The organism is Acidiphilium cryptum JF-5 (assembly GCF_000016725.1).
In the GTDB taxonomy this organism is placed as follows: Bacteria; Pseudomonadota; Alphaproteobacteria; order Acetobacterales; family Acetobacteraceae; genus Acidiphilium; species Acidiphilium multivorum.
Map to the genome: position 1 here is coordinate 726865 of NC_009484.1, position 15446 is coordinate 742310.

The 15446-nt window shown below is 70.3% G+C and carries 16 protein-coding genes; 9 read left to right on the forward strand and 7 right to left on the reverse strand.

Annotated elements, in window-relative coordinates; all coding sequences use genetic code 11:
* Positions 1-8 precede the first annotated feature (8 nt).
* The 3 genes from ACRY_RS05665 to ACRY_RS05675 are packed head-to-tail and all read left to right on the forward strand — an operon-like array spanning position 9 to position 2637.
* Positions 9-1433 (forward strand): c-type cytochrome, encoded by a 1425-nt coding sequence (locus ACRY_RS05665; protein WP_007423152.1) that lies wholly within the window; start codon positions 9-11, stop codon positions 1431-1433.
* Positions 1430-2200: an inositol monophosphatase family protein gene (locus ACRY_RS05670; protein WP_011941666.1), complete on the forward strand. Its 771-nt coding sequence runs from the start codon at positions 1430-1432 to the stop codon at positions 2198-2200. The genes ACRY_RS05665 and ACRY_RS05670 overlap by 4 nt, the downstream gene beginning before the upstream one ends.
* Positions 2197-2637, forward strand: a complete 441-nt coding sequence (locus ACRY_RS05675) for a GNAT family N-acetyltransferase (protein WP_011941667.1) — start codon at positions 2197-2199, stop codon at positions 2635-2637. Before ACRY_RS05670 ends, ACRY_RS05675 begins: the two co-directional genes overlap by 4 nt.
* Before the next feature lie 6 nt (positions 2638-2643).
* Here the strand turns inward: ACRY_RS05675 and ACRY_RS05680 are convergent, their stop codons facing one another.
* The 7 genes from ACRY_RS05680 to ACRY_RS05710 are packed head-to-tail and all read right to left on the reverse strand — an operon-like array spanning position 2644 to position 9884.
* Positions 2644-3708 (reverse strand): tartrate dehydrogenase, encoded by a 1065-nt coding sequence (locus ACRY_RS05680; RefSeq protein WP_011941668.1) that lies wholly within the window; start codon positions 3706-3708, stop codon positions 2644-2646.
* Positions 3708-5117: an APC family permease gene (locus ACRY_RS05685; RefSeq protein ID WP_007423148.1), complete on the reverse strand. Its 1410-nt coding sequence runs from the start codon at positions 5115-5117 to the stop codon at positions 3708-3710. Before ACRY_RS05685 ends, ACRY_RS05680 begins: the two co-directional genes overlap by 1 nt.
* Before the next feature lie 52 nt (positions 5118-5169).
* Entirely contained in the window at positions 5170-6057 is an 888-nt protein-coding gene (locus ACRY_RS05690; protein WP_007423147.1) for a lysophospholipid acyltransferase family protein, read from the reverse strand.
* On the reverse strand, positions 6054-7001 hold the full coding sequence (lpxK, locus tag ACRY_RS05695; RefSeq protein WP_011941669.1) for a tetraacyldisaccharide 4'-kinase: 948 nt from the start codon (positions 6999-7001) through the stop codon (positions 6054-6056). Before lpxK ends, ACRY_RS05690 begins: the two co-directional genes overlap by 4 nt.
* Positions 7001-8239 (reverse strand): 3-deoxy-D-manno-octulosonic acid transferase, encoded by a 1239-nt coding sequence (locus tag ACRY_RS05700; protein ID WP_011941670.1) that lies wholly within the window; start codon positions 8237-8239, stop codon positions 7001-7003. The genes lpxK and ACRY_RS05700 overlap by 1 nt, the downstream gene beginning before the upstream one ends.
* Positions 8224-8943, reverse strand: coding sequence for a lysophospholipid acyltransferase family protein (locus tag ACRY_RS05705; protein ID WP_011941671.1), 720 nt, complete (start codon positions 8941-8943; stop codon positions 8224-8226). The genes ACRY_RS05700 and ACRY_RS05705 overlap by 16 nt, the downstream gene beginning before the upstream one ends.
* The gene (locus ACRY_RS05710; protein ID WP_011941672.1) at positions 8940-9884 is read right to left on the reverse strand and encodes a LysR substrate-binding domain-containing protein; all 945 of its coding nucleotides are present in this window, start codon (positions 9882-9884) and stop codon (positions 8940-8942) included. Before ACRY_RS05710 ends, ACRY_RS05705 begins: the two co-directional genes overlap by 4 nt.
* A gap of 157 nt (positions 9885-10041) precedes the next feature.
* Here ACRY_RS05710 and ACRY_RS05715 point away from each other — a divergent pair, with 157 nt between their 5' ends.
* From ACRY_RS05715 to rodA, 6 genes are all read left to right on the forward strand, one after another.
* The gene (locus ACRY_RS05715) at positions 10042-10401 is read left to right on the forward strand and encodes a DUF883 family protein (RefSeq protein WP_007422910.1); all 360 of its coding nucleotides are present in this window, start codon (positions 10042-10044) and stop codon (positions 10399-10401) included.
* 30 nt (positions 10402-10431) lie between these two features.
* Positions 10432-10848: a hypothetical protein gene (locus tag ACRY_RS05720; RefSeq protein ID WP_011941673.1), complete on the forward strand. Its 417-nt coding sequence runs from the start codon at positions 10432-10434 to the stop codon at positions 10846-10848.
* Positions 10849-10942: 94 nt separating this feature from the next.
* Complete coding sequence (gene mreC / locus ACRY_RS05725) at positions 10943-11800, forward strand: rod shape-determining protein MreC (RefSeq protein WP_007422912.1); 858 nt, start codon at positions 10943-10945, stop codon at positions 11798-11800.
* Positions 11801-11819: 19 nt separating this feature from the next.
* Positions 11820-12347 (forward strand): hypothetical protein, encoded by a 528-nt coding sequence (locus tag ACRY_RS05730; protein ID WP_007422913.1) that lies wholly within the window; start codon positions 11820-11822, stop codon positions 12345-12347.
* A 7-nt stretch (positions 12348-12354) separates the two neighbouring features.
* Complete coding sequence (gene mrdA, locus ACRY_RS05735; RefSeq protein WP_231295352.1) at positions 12355-14235, forward strand: penicillin-binding protein 2; 1881 nt, start codon at positions 12355-12357, stop codon at positions 14233-14235.
* The gene (rodA, locus tag ACRY_RS05740) at positions 14232-15392 is read left to right on the forward strand and encodes a rod shape-determining protein RodA (RefSeq protein ID WP_007422915.1); all 1161 of its coding nucleotides are present in this window, start codon (positions 14232-14234) and stop codon (positions 15390-15392) included. Before mrdA ends, rodA begins: the two co-directional genes overlap by 4 nt.
* Positions 15393-15446: the final 54 nt, after the last annotated feature.

Sequence of the window (15446 nt, forward strand, 5' to 3'; positions counted from 1 at the left end):
CCGCGCTTATGAGTGATCAGAACCACCCGTCTTCCGGACACGGCGGCAAGGGCCGCGACCCGCTGCTGCTGAACAAGATTGCCGGTGGCATTCTCTCGGCCGGGCTCCTGGTCTGGATCGCGATCCATATCGCTGGCGTGATGACCGGCGAGAAGGAGGTCAAGAAGCCGGTCATCAAGACCGCCGAGGCGCCCGTCGCGGCCAAGACCAGCGGCATTCCCTCCATCGACGGGCTGATCGTCAAGGCCGACGTGAAGAAGGGCGAGGCCTTCGTGCAGCAGCAATGCGCGGCCTGCCACACGCTGAACAAGGGCGGCGCGGCCGGCGTGGGGCCGAATCTCTACGGCGTCATGGGCGAGCCGATGTTCAAGAAGGCCGGCTATACCTTCTCCGGCGCGGTGACGAAGGCGGCCTCCGGCGTGTGGACCTACCAGAAGATGAACGAGTGGCTGGATGACCCGCAGAAATTCGCGCCGGGCACCCGCATGGGCTACACGGGCATCAAGAACGACAATGTCCGCGCCGACGCGATCGCCTATCTGCGCACCCTCTCGGACAACCCGATCCCGCTGCCCAAGCCGGGCGCCGGCGGTTCGGCCGTCGCCTCGAAGGGGGCGGCGCCAGCGGGCCTCGATTCGGGCGCGCCGGTGATCACCACCCTTTATGCCAGCGCCGATGCCAGCAAGGGCGAGGCCTTCTTCCAGCAGCAATGCTCGGCCTGCCACACGGTCACCAAGGGCGGGGCGAACGGCGTCGGGCCGAACCTTTACGGTGTCGTCGGCGCGCCGATGTTCGCCAAGGCCGGCTACACCTTCTCCGGCGCGGCGAAGAAGCATGCCGACGGCAAGTGGACGCCGCACGAGCTCGACGAATGGCTCTACGCGCCGACGAAGGCCGTGCCGGGCACGCACATGGCCTATCCGGGCATCAAGAACAACCAGACCCGGGCGGATGTGATCGCCTATCTCAACAAGCAGTCCGACCATCCGGTGAACCTCGCCGCCGCTGCGGGCCCCGCCGCGACGACGGCGACGGCCGCCGGTGCGGCGCCGACCGGGCTCGATTCCAGCGCACCTTCGGTCAAGACGCTGCTGGCCAGCGCCGCGCCGGCCAAGGGCCAGGCGATGTTCCAGCAGCAGTGCTCGGCCTGCCATTCGATCAACAAGGGCGGTGCCAACGGCGTCGGCCCCAATCTCTACGGCGTGGTCGGCGCGAAAATGTTCGCGGCGGCGGGCTACAGCTTCTCCTCGGCCGCGAAGAAGCATGCGACCGGCGACTGGACCGCGCATGAGCTGAACGAGTGGCTCTACGATCCGATGAAGGCGGTGCCGGGCACGCACATGGCCTATCCGGGCATCAAGAACAACGTCGCCCGCGCCAACATGATCGCCTATCTCAACCAGCAGTCCGACCATCCCGAAACCTTCAAATGAGCTTTGATCCGGTCGCCGTGGCCTCGGCCGCGGCGGATGCCTCGGGGGCGGTGATCCGCGCGCATTTCCGCGCGCGGATCGACGTCGATACCAAGGCGGATGCCAGTCCGGTGACGCTGGCGGATCGCGGCGCCGAAGCCGCGATCCGCCGCGTTCTGGCCGAACGCTGCCCGGACCATGCCGTGATCGGCGAGGAGATGGGCGGCAAGGCAGGCGGGCGCTTCACCTGGGTGATCGACCCGATCGATGGCACGCGCGCCTTCATCACCGGCCGGCCGGTCTTCGCCACGCTGATCGCGCTTCTGGAGCATGGACGGCCGGTGCTCGGCCTGATTGACCAGCCGGTGCTCGGCGAGCGGTGGCTGGCCCATGAGGGCGAGCTGCGCTTTTCCGGCCCGCATGGCGGCGCGCCGGGAACGCGGGCGGTGGCGTCGCTGGCGGAGGCGGAACTGTCCTGCACCTCGCCCGACATGTTTACCGAACCGCAGTTCGGCGGCTTTCGCCGGCTTGCCGGCGCCTGCCGGCGGGTGACCTATGGCGGCGACGCCTATGGCTACGGGTTGCTGGCGCTCGGGCAGATCGACGTCGTCGCCGAGGCCGATCTCAAGCCCTGGGACTGGTCGGCGCTGGCGCCGGTGATCGAGGCGGCGGGCGGGGCGATGACCGACTGGCGGGGCGCTGAGCTCACGCTGGAGAGCGACGGCACCGCGCTGGCGCTCGGCAATCCCGCCCTGCTCGGCGATGCCGTGGCGCTGCTCGGCGGATGACGCCGGCGATCGTCCATCTCACCGCGCGCTCGGACGATCTGGCCGAATGGCTCGGCCGGGGCGAGACGCTGCACCGGGTGCTTCGCCCGCAGCTTCCGGCCGACTACGAAGGCGCGATGCGCACGATCCTGGCCGAGGGGGCCGAGATGGCGCTGCTGCACGAGGCGGCGGTGCCACGCGCGCTGGCGGTGTTCCGCGCCTTTCACGACACGGCGAACGGGTATCGGTTCTATATCGACGATCTCGTCACCGATCCCGACTGCCGCAGCGCTGGGCATGGCGCTGCCCTGCTCGGCTGGTGCGAGGCGGAGGCGCGCCAGCGCGGCTGCGACCGCCTGACGCTCGAATCCGGCACCCACCGCGAGCGGGCGCACCGGTTCTATTTCCGCGAGGGCCTCGCGATCACCCTGTTCGGCTTCGCCAAGCCGCTCCGCTGAGCGGGATCAGACCGCGGCGGTGATGGCCGCGGCGAGATCGTCCATCTTCGCGGTGCCGCCGAGATCGGGCGTGCGCGGCGAGGCGGGATCGCCGAGGGCGGTCTCGATCGCGCGGAGAACCAGCGCCGCGGCCTCGGCCTCGCCGAGATGATCGAGCATCATCGCGCCGGCCCAGATCGCGCCCACCGGATTGGCGATGCGCTGGCCGAAGATGTCGGGGGCGGAGCCATGCACCGGCTCGAACATCGAGGGGAACTTCTTCTCCGGGTTGAGATTGGCCGAGGGGGCGACGGCGATCGTGCCGGTCACGCCGGGGCCGAGGTCTGAAAGGATGTCCCCGAACAGGTTCGAGCCGACCACCACGTCGAACCGCTCCGGGCTCATCACGAAGCGCGCCGCGAGGATGTCGATATGGTACTGGTCGGCGCGGATCTCGGGGTATTCGGCGCCGATCGCGGCGAAGCGCTCGTCCCAGAACGGCATCGAGTGGAAGATCCCGTTCGACTTGGTCGCCGAGGTGACGTGCGGGCGGCCGAGGCGGCGGGCGAGGTCGAAGGCGTAGCGCAGGATGCGGTCGGTGCCGGCGCGGGTGAAGATCGCGGTCTGCTCGACGAACTCGCGCTCGGTGCCGGCGAACATCCGCCCGCCGATCTGGCTGTATTCGCCCTCGACATTCTCGCGCACCACCCAGAAATCGATGTCGCCGGGCTGCTTGTTGGCGAGCGGGCAGGGCACGCCGGGCAGCAGGCGGACCGGGCGGAGGTTCACATACTGGTCGAACTCGCGGCGGATCGGGATCAGCAGGCCCCAGAGGGAGATGTGGTCCGGCACGCCGGGATAGCCGACCGCGCCGAGAAAGATCGCGTCATGGTCGGCGAGGCGGGCGATGCCGTCTTCCGGCATCATCCGCCCGGTGGCCTTCCAGGTTTCGCAGCTCCAGTCGAAATCGCGCCAGTCGAGCGTGAAGCCGCAGGCGGAGGCCGCACGGTCGAGGACCGTGCGGGCCGCCGGGATCACCTCGCGACCGATGCCGTCACCCTCGATGACGGCGATGCGGTGGCGACGCGACATCAGTATTCCTCGTCGGCGACGTAGGAGCCGATCTTCTGCACGAGATCGGGATCGCGCTTCGCGAGCGACAGGCCGTAGATGATCGAGAGGATCAGCACGCCGAGCGCCGCCCAGGGATAGATGTTGTAGGGGTAGGGCTGGCCCGGCTGGATCAGGCCCCAGAGCGGGAACAGCATCAGGACCGTGCCGACGATGGGGATCAGCGCGTGCTTCACCGGGTTGAACTCGTTGCGGTGGTGGCGGAGCATGTAGACCGGCAGCGCGATGTTGGTGACGAGATAGGTGAGGATCACCGGGATCGTGCCGAGCGAGCCGGTCTCGCCGAAGAGATCGACCGGCTTGATGTTCCAGCCGAAGAAGATGACGATGCCGAGGGCCACGAGCACATAGCTCCACATCGCGACGAAGGGCGTGCGGTGCTGCGGGTGGATCTTGCCGAAGAAGCGCGGCAGCAGCCCCTCGCGGCCGGAGCTGAACAGGATGCGCGCCTGGCTGTTGGTCAGGCCCAGCAGCGAGGAGAAGATGCTGGTGACGCCGGCGAGATAGGCGATGATCAGGAACGATGCCGCCGAGGCCTTGAACGCGTCGACGAAGGGAATGTCCGCCTTGCCGATCGCGGTCGCGTTGTTGTGGAAGGCGATTTCGGTGGCGTAGGCGAGGAACATGTAGAGGATGCCGATCGACAGCGTGCCGATGATCAGCGCGCGCGGGATGTTGCGCCGCGCGTCGCGGGTTTCCTCGGCCAGGGTTGCCGAGTTCTCCCAGCCGATGAAGAGATAGATCGCGATCGGGAAGCCGAGGCCGATGCCCTTGAGCCCGCCGGAGAGGTGGCTCCACTCGAACGGCGCGAGGCTGAGATGGCCGGCATTGACCACCAGCATGGTGATCGCGCCGATCAGTAGCAGCGCCAGCTCGAAATAGAAGAACACGGCGGCCCAGGTGGTCGAGAGGGCGACGCCGCGCGAGACCAGGATGCCGACCAGGCCGGTTTCGAGCAGGCTGAGCAGCTGCCAGGGAATGTTCAGGCCGAGGAACAGCTTCAGCGTGTCATGCGCCCAGCCGCCGGAGATCACCACCACCGAGGAGGCGGCGACGACATAGCCGAACACCACGAAGATCGAGGCCGCCGCCCCCGCCGCCGGGCCGAACGCCATGCCGATGAAGGTGACGAAGGAGCCGGTCGAGGGCCGGTATTTCGAGAATTCGGCGAGGGTGTTGGTCAGGAACAGCACGACCACCATGGCGACCAGGATGGTGAGCGGGGCGGCGACGCCGGCACCGCTGACGATCAGCCCGAAGCCGAAGAAGAAACTCATCGCCGGCGCGATGTTGGCGAGCGTCGAGGCGACGATCTGGGGCAGGCCCAGCGCGTCGCGCTTCAGTCGATGATGCGAACCCAGAACAGACATGATGGCTCCCGGTTTTGATTATTGTGCGTTCATCTTACCCGACAGGGGGGCGTTAGGCCACCGGCTTTGGCCAGCGCCGGTGCAGCCAGAGCCACTGGCCGGGACGCTGGCGCACCCAGCGCTCGATCGTCGCGTTCATCCAGGCGGTGCCGGCGGCGATGTCGGCCTCGCGGTCGTCGGTGACCTCGATCCGGTGCAGCTTCTCGAAGACGATGCGGATGCGCGCCGGGCCGATGCGTTCCGCGCGCACCGGCAGGATCGGGCAGCGGAACTTGCGGGCGAAGACGGCCAGCGCCGGGGCGGTCATCGCGTCGATTCCGAACAGCGGCGAGGCGATGCCGTCGTTCAGCTTCTGGTCCATCAGCATGCCGAGAATGCCGCCGCGCACCAGATGGGCATAGGAGCCGCGCGCGCCGGCGGCGCCCTTGGCGAACATGGTGACCGGCTCGCCGGTGGCCTGCTCGCGCAGGTCGAGGATCAGGCGGTCGACCGCCGGGTTGGCGGCGGCGCGGTAGAAGAAGGCGAGCCTGACGCCGAGCCGGTGCAGCACCGGCGGGATCAGCTCCCAGTTGCCGAAATGCGCGGTGAAGATGAGCGCCGGGCCGCCCTGCGCGGCGAGGGCCAGGCAATGCTCGCGGCCGACGATCTCGTAGCCGGGGCCGGCATCGGTTTCGCGCAGGGCGGCGAGATGCGGGAATTCGCCGGCAGTGCGGGCGAGGCTCTCCCACACCTCGCGGATGATGCGGCGGCGCGCGGCCTCGTCGAGTTCCGGCATGGCGCGGCGGAGATTCTGATCGGCGACGCGCGAGGTGGGGATCAGCGGGCCGATGCCGCGGCCGAGCGCGCCGGCGAGGTTGCTCGCGGCACGCGGGCCAAGGGCGCGGAAGATGCCGAGGAAGGCGCGTGCCGCGGTGGTTTCGATCTTGTGCAGGAGGCTCATGTCAGGAACCGATCAAGCGCGGCCGGGTCGTCGAAGGCAAGCCCCGCCTCGATCACCGCGCAGCGTGCGCGGAATGCCGGCGGCAGTTTCACCGCGTCCTTCGCGGTGGTGGCGAGGCGGGCGCCGAGGCGGCTTGCCTCGGCGTCGAGCCGGGCGAGATCGGCCGGGCGATAGGCGTGATGGTCGGGGAAGGGCAGCGTGCCGGCGATCTCGGCGCCGGCATCGCTGAGTGATTCGAAGAATTTCTCCGGCCGGCCGATCCCGGCGAAGCCGAGCACGCGGGCGCCGGCGAGCTGCCCGGCATCGGTGACGAGGCGGGCGGTGAGCACCGGCAGGGATGGCGGCAGCGCGGCGCGGGCGCCGGTGCGGTCGGCGCCGATCAGCACCGCCGCGGCGCAGCGCCGGGCGGCTGCTTCGACCGGCTCGCGCAGCGGCCCTGCCGGCAGCAGCCGCCCGTTGCCGAAGCCGGCCCCGCCATCGATGACGAGGAACGACGCGGTTTTCACCGGATCGGGGTTCTGCAGCCCGTCATCCATGACGATGGCGGTCGCGCCGGCGGCGACCGCGAAGGCGGCGCCGGCCGCGCGGTCGCGGGCGACGATGGTCGGCGCGGTCGCGGCGAGGAGAAGCGCCTCGTCGCCCACCTCGGCGGCACCGTGCCGGGCGGGGTCGACCCGCAGCGGCCCGGCGAGGCGCCCGCCATGCCCGCGGGTGAGGGCGAAGACCGTCTCGCCCCGGTCGGCGAGGCGGGCGAGCAGGTGCCGCGCGAGGATGGTCTTGCCGGCGCCGCCGACCCCGGCATTGCCGGCGCAGAAGACGCGCGCGCCGGAGCGGAATCCCGGCCGGGCGACGCGCCGGGCGGTCAGCGCGCGCGTGATCGCGCCGAGCGGGGCGAGGAGCGGCGCCGGGAAGGCGTCGGTGGTCCAGAAGGCGGGGGCGCGCATCAGGGAGCCTCGTCGAGAACGGTGCGGGCCAGCCGGGCGGGCAGGCCGGCGAGCCCGGCGCAGGCGGCGCGGCCGGATGCGGCCATCGCGGCGCGGCGGGCGGGATCGTCGAGCAGGGCGGCGACGGCGGGGGCGAGGTCGTCCGGCCCGGCGAGATCGGCAAGGGCGCCGGCCGTGCGCAGCGTTGCCGCGGCCTCGGCGAAATTCGCCAGATGCGGGCCGGTGAGCACGGGGCAGCCGAGCTGCGCCGCCTCGATCATGTTGTGGCCGCCGATGGGGACCAGCGAGCCGCCGATGAAGGAAACGGCGGCGAGACGGTAGAACAGGCCGAGTTCGCCCAGCGTGTCGGCGATGTAGAGCCCGCCGGCGGCGGGCGCCTCGCCGCGCGAGCGCCGGGAAACGGGCAGATCGCCGGCGAGACCGGCGATGGCGTCGGCGCGTTCGGGATGGCGCGGCGCGATGATGGTGACGAGGCCGGGCCGGGTTTCGCGCAGAATGCGATGCGCGGCGATCACCGGCGCATCCTCGCCCGGATGGGTGCTGGCGGCGAGGATGAACGGGCCGGCTGCGGCGGCGGCGAGTGCGGCGCGGGCGGCGGGATCGTCCGGCAGGTCGGGGGCGGCGAATTTCAGGTTGCCCCAGGTCTCGACGCGGGTGAGGCCGAGGCCGCGCAGCGAAGCGGCATCCGGCGCCGATTGCGCGGCGATCAGCCGGAACCCGCCGAACAGGGCGCGGGCGAGGGTGGGGGCGCGGCGCCAGCGCGCGGCGCTGCGGGCGGAGAGGCGGGCGTTGAACAGGAAGCGGGGGATGCGCCGCGCGTCGAGCCCGGCGAGCAGGTTCGGCCAGATCTCGGATTCGAGGAACACCGCCGCGTCCGGCCGCCAATGGTCGAGGAAGCGCGTGGCATGGGCGGCGACGTCGAGCGGGACGAACTGGTGCAGCGCCCGCGCCCGCGATTCGGCAAGGGCGGCGGCGGTGCGGGTGCCGGTGGTCAGCAGCACGGTTGCGCGGTCGGCCAGGGCGTCGATCATGCCGAGGGCGGACATCGTCTCGCCCATGCTGGCGGCATGGACCCAGACGAGCCGGCCCGGCGGCCGCGCCAGCCCGGCGATGCCGTAGCGCTCCGGCAGGCGGGCGGCGATTTCCTTGCCGCGCCGCGCCCGCCGCGCCAGCCAGAACGGCAGCAGCGGGGCGATGCCGGCGGTGGCGAGGCGATAGGCGGTCAGGCCTGCCGGCATCGCGCGAGCGCCTCGTCCAGCGTGCGGCTCATCTCGGCCTCGATCTGCGGCAGCGCGGTTGCCCAGTCGTCCCGGGAGACGGCGATCGGCGCCGAGGCGACCAGCGCGCCGCGGCCGAAGGGCAAAGGCAGGCGCATCGAATCCCAGCTGTCGAGCCGGAAGGCGTGGCTGGTGGCCGCACCGGCGCAGAAGACCGGCGCGCCGGTCAGCGCCGCGAGCTGGGCGACACCCGCCGCCGCCCGCCGCCGCGGGCCGCGCGGGCCGTCCGGCGTGATCACGACCGGATGCCCGGCGCGCACCAGCCGGGCGAGTTCCAGCAGCCCCGCCGCGCCGCCGCGCGACGAGGAGGCCGAGATCGCCTCGAGCCCGAAGCGGCGCAGCGCGTTGACCACGAGCTGGCCGTCGCGGTGGCGGCTCGCCAGCATGTAGGCCGTCGGCGCATCCGCCGGGCGGCGCAGGGCGTGCATCGCCGCGGGCATCGAGGGCAGGCATTCGTGCCAGCAGGCGACGATCGCCGGCGCGCCGCCGCGGAGCACGTCGATGAAGGTATCGGCGTCGATCCGCCAGCGCGTCGTCCGCAGGCTGAAGCCGAGGGCGGCGCCGACCATCGCGCCGATCCTGGCCTGGATGGCGGGCGACTGGGTGCGGGACTTGAAGGCGCGGATCATCGCGGTGGCGGTAGCACCTGCCGGGGCGTGCGTCATCCTTGTGCCGGGGCATGGGTGCAGGGCGGCCGGTTCGCGGCAAGCTGGCCGGCGAGATCGCGGAAGGCCGCCTCGCGAGGGTCCGATGCCCGCCAGGCCAGCACGATCGTGCGGCCCGCATCCGGATCGTCGAGCCGGCGGCAGACGACGAGGTCGCGCAGCTCCGGGCGGGCGGAGACGGCGAGTTCCGGCAGCAGGGAATAGCCCTCGCCGGCGGCGATCATCTGCCATAGCGTTTCAAGCCCGGTGGCGTGGCGCGTCACCGGCTTCGCGTCGCACAGCGACAGCGCGTGGTCGCGCAGGCAATGGCCCTCTTCCAGCAGCAGGAGATCCTGCGTCGGCAGGTCGTCGAGCACCAGCCGGCGCAGTCCGGCGAGCGCGTGGCCGGGCGGGGCGGCGAGCTGGAATGGCTCGAAGAAGAGCGGCGCGGTGCTGAAATGTCCGCGTGGCACGGGGGCGGCGAGCAGCACCATGTCGAGCGCGCCCTCGGCGAGGCGGTCGAGCAGGCGCGCGGTGCGTCCCTCGGCGAGGCGGAGCGACAGGCCCGGCCGCGTTGCGCGCAGCAGCCGGAGCACGAAGGGGAGATAATAGGGCCCGAGCGTCTCGATCGCGCCCAGGCCGACCGTGCCGGCGAGCCCCTGCGGCTGTTCATGCGAAAGGCTGAGCAGATGTCGCGCTTCGGCCATCACCCGTTCGATCTGGGCCAGCAGCGTGACGCCGGCCGAGGTCAGCGTCACCCGGCGGCGGGTCCGCTCGAACAGGGTGACGCCGAGAATGGCCTCGAGCTTGCGGATCTGCTCGGACAGCGCCGGCTGGGACACGCCGCAGCGTTCCGCCGCCTGGCCGAAATGACGGAGTTCGGCGACGGCCTGGGCATATTCGAGATCGCGGAGCGAGAGCCCGGCGAGGGATCGGGGCAGGTCGGGGTGCGGAGACGCCATCGCGGTCGTGTAATCACAATTTCCGAATGACGGAAGCTTGAGTATCGAGATTGCCTATCGGGAGCCGGACGAGTCCGGCCTGGCCGCTTGAAGCGCCCGGCGCGGCTTCCCATTCCTGAATCATCGATCACGTCGAATAGCGCGAAAGGAGGCCGGGATGGCGGACTGGAATGCAAGGCGGAAAGAGGCGGCGGACATGCTGGGAAGCGAATTCGGCCGCTTCCAGCACGAGTTCGACGATCTGCGCACCAGGCTGGGCCGCCTTGCCGGCGAGGCCGCGCGCGATTTCGGCGACGGACCGCAGAAGCTGACGGAACTGCGCGGCGCGCTCGATGGCCGGCTGGCGGTGATCGAGCGCGAACTCGATGCGCTGAGCCGCGACCTGCGCCTGCAGGGCGGGGCGGTGACCGGGCGGATCGGGCAGTCGGTGCGGGAGAAGCCGCTGGCGGCGCTGGCCGTCGCCGCCGGGCTCGGGTTCGTCGCGGCGCATCTGTTTCGCCGGCGCCGCGCGCGGTGACCCGCGTGCCGCCCCCGGCGGGGCGCTGACGTGCTGCGCTTCCTGACCGAACTCTTCTTCGACGGCGCGACCATGCGGCGGCTCGGCCTGAGGGTCGGGCTCGGCGTTGCCGCCATCGTCGTGCTGCTGATCGGGCTGGTGTTCCTGCTTGTCGCCGCCGAACAGGCGGTGGCCGCGGCGATCGGTCCGGTTTACGCGCCGCTCGTGTTCGCAGGAGCCTGTGTTCTGCTCTCCGCCCTGCTGTATGGGATCGGCACCTATGCCTGGCGCAGCCGGCCGCGGCCGCTCGCCGCCGCGGCGCGGGCCGGGGTGGTGCGCGAGGGGTTGGCGGTGTTCGCCGCGCTGTTGCGGCGTGAGCCGGCGAGACTGGTCTTCGCCGGGCTCGTCCTCGGGGCGCTGGCCGAATACCTGCAAAAACGCGAGGACAAACCCGACGAAAATTCGTGATTCGCGGGGAAAGGGAAAACCCGTTCTTGGACTCGGGCTGCGATTGGCGTAAGACGATCCGCATCGTATCCCTTTGCTAAGCGGAGCTTGCCGCATGCTGCGGCTGTCCATGCCTGTCAGAACAGCTCTCTCGCGGCTGACTCTTCCCGTGATGCTGATGATGTCGCTTGCGCTGGTTCTGGCCGGGCGGGCGGATCGCCGTCTCGGCGTGTTCCTCCGCACCCAGGTCGATGACGCGCTTGCGCCGCTCTACCGGGCCGCGGCGGCGCCTGTCCGCGCGGTCGAGACCGATCGCGGCGCGGTCGGCACATGGTTCGACCTGCGCGCGCGGAACGCGGCGCTGCGGGTCCAGAATCACGAATTGCGGCGGTGGCGGGCCGTCGCCCTGGCGCTCGAGGCGCAGAACGAGGCGCTGAAATCCCAGTTGCACTATGTGCCGACGCCGACGCCGAGCTTCTTCACCGCCCGCGTCATTGCCGATCTCGGCGGGCTTTATGCGCGTTCGGTGATGGTGACGCTGCCGCGCCACCCCGGCGATGTCCGCGACGCGGTGGCCATGGACGGCGCCGGCGTGGTCGGCCGGGTGATCGAGGCCGGGTCGCGTTCCGCCCGCGTCCTGCTGATCACCGACCTGAACAGCAAGGTGCCCGTCGCGATCGGGCGGGACGGCGAGCGGGCGATCATGGTCGGGCAGAATACCGCGTCGCCGCGGCTGCTGTACTGGACGCCGGGAAAGCCGCCGCGCGAGGGGGCGATCGTGCTGACCAGCGCCGTCGGCGGCATTTTCCCGAACGGGCTGCCGGTCGGCATCGTCCATTACGCCGGACGGAACGACCCGGAGGTGGTGCCGTTCGCCCGGCTCGACAGTCTGCGGGTCCTGCGCATTTTCGAGTACGGCACCGGCGGCTCGACCGATGTGGCGTCCAACGCAACGATCGCCAAGGCGCGGTGACCCGAAGGCGGGTCCATCGATGATCGACTTCATGGATCTCTGGCGCGCGCTCGACCGGGCGGCGCGCCACATGCTGCCGACTGCGGCGATCGTCGTGGTGATGGTGCTGCTGGCCCTGCCGGGGCTGCTGCCCGCCCAGGCGGAACTGCGCGCCGGGTTCGTCATGTCGTCGGTATTCTTCTGGACGCTGTATCGCCCCGGCGCGTTGCCGGCGCCGGTGGTCGCGCTGATCGGCGTCCTGCTCGGGCTGCTGGGCAACGTGCCGCTCGGCGTCTGGTCGGTCCTGCTGCTGCTGGAACAGGCGGCGGTGGGAATGTCCCGCCGCCTCCTGCTCAGGCAGGGTTTCATGCTGGTCTGGCTGGCCTTCGCCGGCTGCGTCGCGATTGTCGTCGCACTGGAATGGGTGATCCGCGCGACGCTCGATCTCACGCTGCTGCCCATCGCGCCCGCGCTGATGGAGGCGGGGATCAGCATTCTGTTCTATCCGCTGGTGGCGGTGCCGCTGTCGCGCGCGCATGCCGGCCCGGCCGCGCCGGAACAGGCCTGAGGCGGGCATGAAGCGCGAACGCCAGTTGCGGCCGATCTTCACCCGCCGGGCCCTGCTGCTCGGGGCGGCGGAACTCGGCGTGTTCGGCCTGCTCGGCCTGCGGCTGTATCGGATGCAGGTGCTGGAGCATGGACGATACGCCACGCTGGCCAAGCACAACTCGATCAACGAACGCCTGGTCGCCCCGTTGCGCGGGCTGATCACCGATCGCTACGGCACCGTCCTCGCCGGCAACAAGCGGCACTGGCGGGCGATGTTCATGATGATCGAGGCGCCGGACCCGCGGGCGGTGGTCGAGCGGTTTTCGCGCATCGTCGGCCTCGATGCGGGCGAAACCGCCCGGATCATGCGCGATCTGGTCGGAAAGCCGCATTACATCCCGTTGCTTCTGAAAGATTATCTCGACTGGAACGACATGGCGCGGATCGAGGTGAACGCGACCGATCTGCCGGGGGTGTTCGTCGATGTCGGCGCATCGCGGGTCTATCCGTTCGGCGCGCAGCTGGCCCATCTCATCGGCTATGTCGCCCGCCCCACCCAGAAGGAAGCCGCCTCCGATCCCGTTCTCGCGCTGCCGGGGATGCGGATCGGCCGCGCCGGCGTCGAGCGGGTGCGCGACGACGTGCTGCGGGGGACGCCCGGGATCGTGCAGACCGAGGTGAACGTGCACGGATCGGTCGTCCGCGTGCTCGACCGCGACAACGGGGTGCAGGGCCGGACGGTGCAGACCACGCTCGACGCCGGGCTGCAGACGATCGCGGCGCAGCGGTTGAGCGGGCAGTCCGGCGCGGCCGTGATGATCGATACGATCAACGGCGAGCTCCTCGCCATGGCGAGCCAGCCGAGTTTCGATCCGTCGCTCTTCGACACGGGCGTTCCCGAATCGGTGTGGAAATCCTGGATGTCGGACCCGCGCCACCCGATGAGCGACCGGGCGACCAGGGGGCTTTACGCGCCCGGCTCGACCTTCAAGCCCTGCGCCGCGCTCGCGGCGCTGCAATGCGGCGCGATCACGCCGGACACGACCTTCTTCTGTCCCGGCTATCTCAAGCTCGGCGATCATGTCTTCTACTGCTGGGATCATTACGGCCACGGCCATGTCAACGTGGTCAGCGCCCTGCAGCAGAGTTGCGACGTGTTCTTCTATCACGTCGCCCTGGCGGTCGGGATCGACCGGATCGCGGCGATGGGGCGGCGCCTCGGGCTGATCGGCAAGCTGCCGCTGGGGCTGCCCGCCGTCTCCGAGGGGTTTCTGCCGACGACCGCCTGGGCGCGGAAGCGCCGGCTGGTCTGGACCAAGGGCAACACCGTCATCCAGGGGATCGGGCAGGGCTATACCCAGGTGACGCCGCTTGGCCTTGCGACCATGACGGCGCGGATCGCCACCGGGCGGGCGGTGGAGCCGCATATCGCGCGCGGGATCGGGCATGATCTGCTGCACGAGGACATGCCGGATCGCTGGCCGCATCTCGGCCTTGACGAGCGTGGCCTTGCCGCGGTCCGCCAGGGCATGTTCGATGTGGTGAACACGCCGAAGGGCACGGGCTATGCCTCGCGCCTCGCCCTGCCGGGCGTGTTCATGGCGGGCAAGACCGGCACGGCACAGGTGCACGACAATACCCAGGCCGAGGAAAAGGCCAATCTGGACGACGCGACGCTGCCCTGGAAATTCCGGCCCAACGCCTTCTTCATCGCCTTTGCGCCCGTGCACGCCCCCCGCGTCGCCGTGGCGGTGGCGGTCGAGCACGGCAACGAGGGCGCGTCGGCATCGGCGCCGATCGCCCGTGACCTGGTCACCGCCGCATTGACCCGGGACCTGACCGCGGCACCGCCGGGAACCGTGATCGAGGCGCCGCAGGCGAAGCTCGTAGTGGAGGGGCCGGCATGAACACGCTGCTGACCGACAAGACCTACAAGCCCTATTACGAGCGCGGCACCGGCATCGCCGCCAAGCTGCTGCGGGTGAACTGGCTGTTCGTTCTCGCATGCTGCGCGGTGGCGGGGATCGGCTATGCGGCGCTCTATTCGGCGGCCGGCGGCCACGGCCAGCCCTATGCCACGCCGCAGATCGAGCGTTTCTTCGCCGCGCTGATCATGATGATCGCGATCGCGATGGTCGATATCCGGCTGATCGCGAAACTCGCCTGGCCGCTCTACGGGGTGGGCGTGCTGCTGCTGGTCGCGGTGTGGAAATTCGGCCATGTGGGGCTTGGCGCCAAGCGCTGGCTCGACCTCGGTGGCGTGCACGTGCAGCCCTCCGAGCTGATGAAGCTGTTCCTCGCCATGGCGCTGGCATCGTGGTTCCACCGGGCCAGCCACGAACGGGTCGGCAATCCGCTCTTCCTCATCCCCCCGGCGCTCGCGATCCTTGTTCCCGCCGGGCTGATCCTCAAGGAACCCAATCTCGGCACCGCCGTGATCACCATGAGCATCGGCGGCGCGGTGATGCTCGGCGCCGGCGTGCGCTGGTGGAAATTCGCGATCGTGATCGGGCTCGTCGCGGTCATCGCGCCCTTCGCCTATCATCACCTGCACGGCTACCAGAAGGAACGGATCCTCACCTTCCTCCATCCCGGGCGCGATCCGCTCGGTGCGGGGTACAACATCATCCAGTCGAAGATCGCGCTCGGCTCGGGCGGCATGTGGGGGCAGGGGTTCCTGCACGGCTCGCAGAACCAGCTCAACTTCCTGCCCGAGAAACAGACCGATTTCGTCTTCACCATCATCGCCGAGGAATTCGGCTTCGCCGGGTCGCTCGTGCTGGTGTCCATCCTGCTCTCGATGGTGGCGATGGCGACCTATACGGCCCTGCGCTGCGGGCACCAGTTCGGCCGGCTGGTGGCGCTCGGCATCTCGACGAACCTGTTCCTCTACTGTTTCGTCAATCTCGCGATGGTGATGGGCCTCATCCCGGTGGGGGGCGTGCCGCTGCCGCTGGTCTCCTATGGCGGCTCGGCGCTGACCGCGGTGATGTTGGCATTCGGCGTTCTCATGTCGGTGCACGTGCATCGCGACGTCGAGTTCGAGACCGCCGACGCCGATTAGGCCGCGCCTGAAGGCCGCGCGGCCGGATGGCTTCCTGAATCGAAAATGCGTTGC